General features: G+C 51.4%; 2 tRNA genes and 3 rRNA genes. All 5 read right to left on the bottom strand.

Features of this window, described 5'->3' with window-relative positions:
• Positions 1-46: 46 nt before the first annotated feature.
• Positions 47-162, bottom strand: a 5S ribosomal RNA gene (gene rrf / locus AC19YR_RS24550).
• 163 nt (positions 163-325) lie between these two features.
• Positions 326-3,217: ribosomal RNA gene (locus AC19YR_RS24555) — 23S ribosomal RNA — on the bottom strand.
• A gap of 246 nt (positions 3,218-3,463) precedes the next feature.
• Positions 3,464-3,539, bottom strand: a tRNA-Ala gene (locus AC19YR_RS24560).
• A gap of 10 nt (positions 3,540-3,549) precedes the next feature.
• Positions 3,550-3,626, bottom strand: a tRNA-Ile gene (locus AC19YR_RS24565).
• Between the two features lie 125 nt (positions 3,627-3,751).
• Positions 3,752-5,288: ribosomal RNA gene (locus AC19YR_RS24570) — 16S ribosomal RNA — on the bottom strand.
• The 16S, 23S and 5S rRNA genes sit together here with 2 tRNA genes alongside, the layout of an rRNA operon.
• Positions 5,289-5,398 lie beyond the last annotated feature (110 nt).

Raw genomic sequence — 5,398 nt, forward strand, 5'->3', positions numbered from 1 at the left:
AAAACAAAACCCCATCTGCTTTCGCAAATGGGGTTTCGGAATTTAATCTTGACGATGACCTACTCTCACATGGGGAAACCCCACACTACCATCGGCGATGCATCGTTTCACTGCTGAGTTCGGGATGGGATCAGGTGGTTCCAATGCTCTATGGTCGTCAAGAAATTCGGGTACTGAGTCGTGGCCTGTAGGCCTCGCTTCAGCAAATTGGGTATGTGACAGCTTGGTGTTTTGTGAGTGCGCAAACTTTCGGTTCTTTCGTCTTCACACACCGCAATCTGGTTGCTCTGGGTGAGAGAGCTGACGCAAATTGCTTGGGTGTTATATGGTCAAGCCTCACGGGCAATTAGTATTGGTTAGCTCAACGCCTCACAGCGCTTACACACCCAACCTATCAACGTCGTAGTCTTCGACGGCCCTTCAGGGAACTCAAGGTTCCAGTGAGATCTCATCTTGAGGCAAGTTTCCCGCTTAGATGCTTTCAGCGGTTATCTTTCCCGAACATAGCTACCCGGCAATGCCACTGGCGTGACAACCGGAACACCAGAGGTTCGTCCACTCCGGTCCTCTCGTACTAGGAGCAGCCCCTCTCAAATCTCAAACGTCCACGGCAGATAGGGACCGAACTGTCTCACGACGTTCTAAACCCAGCTCGCGTACCACTTTAAATGGCGAACAGCCATACCCTTGGGACCGGCTTCAGCCCCAGGATGTGATGAGCCGACATCGAGGTGCCAAACACCGCCGTCGATATGAACTCTTGGGCGGTATCAGCCTGTTATCCCCGGAGTACCTTTTATCCGTTGAGCGATGGCCCTTCCATACAGAACCACCGGATCACTAAGACCTACTTTCGTACCTGCTCGACGTGTCTGTCTCGCAGTCAAGCGCGCTTTTGCCTTTATACTCTACGACCGATTTCCGACCGGTCTGAGCGCACCTTCGTACTCCTCCGTTACTCTTTAGGAGGAGACCGCCCCAGTCAAACTACCCACCATACACTGTCCTCGATCCGGATAACGGACCTGAGTTAGAACCTCAAAGTTGCCAGGGTGGTATTTCAAGGTTGGCTCCACGCGAACTGGCGTCCACGCTTCAAAGCCTCCCACCTATCCTACACAAGCAAATTCAAAGTCCAGTGCAAAGCTATAGTAAAGGTTCACGGGGTCTTTCCGTCTAGCCGCGGATACACTGCATCTTCACAGCGATTTCAATTTCACTGAGTCTCGGGTGGAGACAGCGCCGCCATCGTTACGCCATTCGTGCAGGTCGGAACTTACCCGACAAGGAATTTCGCTACCTTAGGACCGTTATAGTTACGGCCGCCGTTTACCGGGGCTTCGATCAAGAGCTTCGCGTTAGCTAACCCCATCAATTAACCTTCCGGCACCGGGCAGGCGTCACACCCTATACGTCCACTTTCGTGTTTGCAGAGTGCTGTGTTTTTAATAAACAGTCGCAGCGGCCTGGTATCTTCGACCGGCATGAGCTTACGGAGCAAGTCCTTCACCCTCACCGGCGCACCTTCTCCCGAAGTTACGGTGCCATTTTGCCTAGTTCCTTCACCCGAGTTCTCTCAAGCGCCTTGGTATTCTCTACCCAACCACCTGTGTCGGTTTGGGGTACGGTTCCTGGTTACCTGAAGCTTAGAAGCTTTTCTTGGAAGCATGGCATCAACCACTTCGTGTTCTAAAAGAACACTCGTCATCAGCTCTCGGCCTTAGAATCCCGGATTTACCTAAGATTCCAGCCTACCACCTTAAACTTGGACAACCAACGCCAAGCTGGCCTAGCCTTCTCCGTCCCTCCATCGCAATAACCAGAAGTACAGGAATATTAACCTGTTTTCCATCGACTACGCTTTTCAGCCTCGCCTTAGGGACCGACTAACCCTGCGTCGATTAACGTTGCGCAGGAAACCTTGGTCTTTCGGCGTGGGTGTTTTTCACACCCATTGTCGTTACTCATGTCAGCATTCGCACTTCTGATACCTCCAGCAAGCTTCTCAACTCACCTTCACAGGCTTACAGAACGCTCCTCTACCGCATCACCTAAGTGATACCCGTAGCTTCGGTGTATGGTTTGAGCCCCGTTACATCTTCCGCGCAGGCCGACTCGACTAGTGAGCTATTACGCTTTCTTTAAAGGGTGGCTGCTTCTAAGCCAACCTCCTAGCTGTCTAAGCCTTCCCACATCGTTTCCCACTTAACCATAACTTTGGGACCTTAGCTGACGGTCTGGGTTGTTTCCCTTTTCACGACGGACGTTAGCACCCGCCGTGTGTCTCCCATGCTCGGCACTTGTAGGTATTCGGAGTTTGCATCGGTTTGGTAAGTCGGGATGACCCCCTAGCCGAAACAGTGCTCTACCCCCTACAGTGATACATGAGGCGCTACCTAAATAGCTTTCGAGGAGAACCAGCTATCTCCGAGCTTGATTAGCCTTTCACTCCGATCCACAGGTCATCCGCTAACTTTTCAACGGTAGTCGGTTCGGTCCTCCAGTTAGTGTTACCCAACCTTCAACCTGCCCATGGATAGATCGCCCGGTTTCGGGTCTATTCCCAGCGACTAGACGCCCTATTAAGACTCGCTTTCGCTACGCCTCCCCTATTCGGTTAAGCTCGCCACTGAAAATAAGTCGCTGACCCATTATACAAAAGGTACGCAGTCACCCAACAAAGTGGGCTCCCACTGCTTGTACGCATACGGTTTCAGGATCTATTTCACTCCCCTCTCCGGGGTTCTTTTCGCCTTTCCCTCACGGTACTAGTTCACTATCGGTCAGTCAGTAGTATTTAGCCTTGGAGGATGGTCCCCCCATATTCAGACAAGGTTTCTCGTGCCCCGTCCTACTCGATTTCACGGTAAAGAGATTTTCGCGTACAGGGCTATCACCCACTATGGCCGCACTTTCCAGAGCGTTCCGCTAATCTCAAAACCGCTTAAGGGCTAGTCCCCGTTCGCTCGCCACTACTAAGGGAATCTCGGTTGATTTCTTTTCCTCAGGGTACTTAGATGTTTCAGTTCCCCTGGTTCGCCTCTTGCACCTATGTATTCAGTACAAGATAACCATCTTATGATGGCTGGGTTCCCCCATTCAGACATCTCCGGATCAAAGTCTGTTTGCCGACTCCCCGAAGCTTTTCGCAGGCTACCACGTCTTTCATCGCCTCTGACTGCCAAGGCATCCACCGTATGCGCTTCTTCACTTGACCATATAACCCCAAGCAATCTGGTTATACTGTGAAGACGACATTCGCCGAAAATTCGCACAGCTCAATTAAGAGCCTCTCACAAATTTTACCTTAGCCTGAGCCGTTACCAGTGAAAGTAACGTTCAGTCTATCTTTCTATCACATACCCAAATTTTTAAAGAACGATCTAATCAAAGACTAGAAATCAACATTCACCACCCCAAGGATGGAATGCTCATTTCTAAACTCTAACGCAGAAGCAGTTAATGGTGGAGCCAAGCGGGATCGAACCGCTGACCTCCTGCGTGCAAGGCAGGCGCTCTCCCAGCTGAGCTATGGCCCCATAACAAAATTGGTGGGTCTGGGCAGATTCGAACTGCCGACCTCACCCTTATCAGGGGTGCGCTCTAACCAACTGAGCTACAGACCCAATTTTGATGCTTAGCGCAATCAAACTTGAAGCTTGTAGCTTAAAGCTTGAAGCTGCTTCTATCGTCTTCTTCAATGAATCAAGCAATTCGTGTGGGAACTTATGGAGCAGCTGATGTCGTCGATTAAGGAGGTGATCCAGCCGCAGGTTCCCCTACGGCTACCTTGTTACGACTTCACCCCAGTCATGAATCACACCGTGGTAACCGTCCTCCCGAAGGTTAGACTAGCTACTTCTGGTGCAACCCACTCCCATGGTGTGACGGGCGGTGTGTACAAGGCCCGGGAACGTATTCACCGCGACATTCTGATTCGCGATTACTAGCGATTCCGACTTCACGCAGTCGAGTTGCAGACTGCGATCCGGACTACGATCGGTTTTCTGGGATTAGCTCCACCTCGCGGCTTGGCAACCCTCTGTACCGACCATTGTAGCACGTGTGTAGCCCAGGCCGTAAGGGCCATGATGACTTGACGTCATCCCCACCTTCCTCCGGTTTGTCACCGGCAGTCTCCTTAGAGTGCCCACCATTACGTGCTGGTAACTAAGGACAAGGGTTGCGCTCGTTACGGGACTTAACCCAACATCTCACGACACGAGCTGACGACAGCCATGCAGCACCTGTCTCAATGTTCCCGAAGGCACCAATCTATCTCTAGAAAGTTCATTGGATGTCAAGGCCTGGTAAGGTTCTTCGCGTTGCTTCGAATTAAACCACATGCTCCACCGCTTGTGCGGGCCCCCGTCAATTCATTTGAGTTTTAACCTTGCGGCCGTACTCCCCAGGCGGTCAACTTAATGCGTTAGCTGCGCCACTAAGAGCTCAAGGCTCCCAACGGCTAGTTGACATCGTTTACGGCGTGGACTACCAGGGTATCTAATCCTGTTTGCTCCCCACGCTTTCGCACCTCAGTGTCAGTATCAGTCCAGGTGGTCGCCTTCGCCACTGGTGTTCCTTCCTATATCTACGCATTTCACCGCTACACAGGAAATTCCACCACCCTCTACCATACTCTAGCTTGTCAGTTTTGAATGCAGTTCCCAGGTTGAGCCCGGGGATTTCACATCCAACTTAACAAACCACCTACGCGCGCTTTACGCCCAGTAATTCCGATTAACGCTTGCACCCTCTGTATTACCGCGGCTGCTGGCACAGAGTTAGCCGGTGCTTATTCTGTCGGTAACGTCAAAACAGCAACGTATTAAGTTACTGCCCTTCCTCCCAACTTAAAGTGCTTTACAATCCGAAGACCTTCTTCACACACGCGGCATGGCTGGATCAGGCTTTCGCCCATTGTCCAATATTCCCCACTGCTGCCTCCCGTAGGAGTCTGGACCGTGTCTCAGTTCCAGTGTGACTGATCATCCTCTCAGACCAGTTACGGATCGTCGCCTTGGTGAGCCTTTACCCCACCAACTAGCTAATCCGACCTAGGCTCATCTGATAGCGCAAGGCCCGAAGGTCCCCTGCTTTCTCCCGTAGGACGTATGCGGTATTAGCGTCCGTTTCCGAACGTTATCCCCCACTACCAGGCAGATTCCTAGGCATTACTCACCCGTCCGCCGCTCTCAAGAGAAGCAAGCTTCTCTCTACCGCTCGACTTGCATGTGTTAGGCCTGCCGCCAGCGTTCAATCTGAGCCATGATCAAACTCTTCAGTTCAAACATCTTTGGGTTTTTAAGAAACCCTAAACTTGGCTCAGCAATCGTTGGTTACATCTTTGATTTCTCGCGGAGTAACTTGTGATGCTGATAATCTTGTTGACTATCAG

Source organism: Pseudomonas sp. MF08817 (assembly GCF_059862705.1).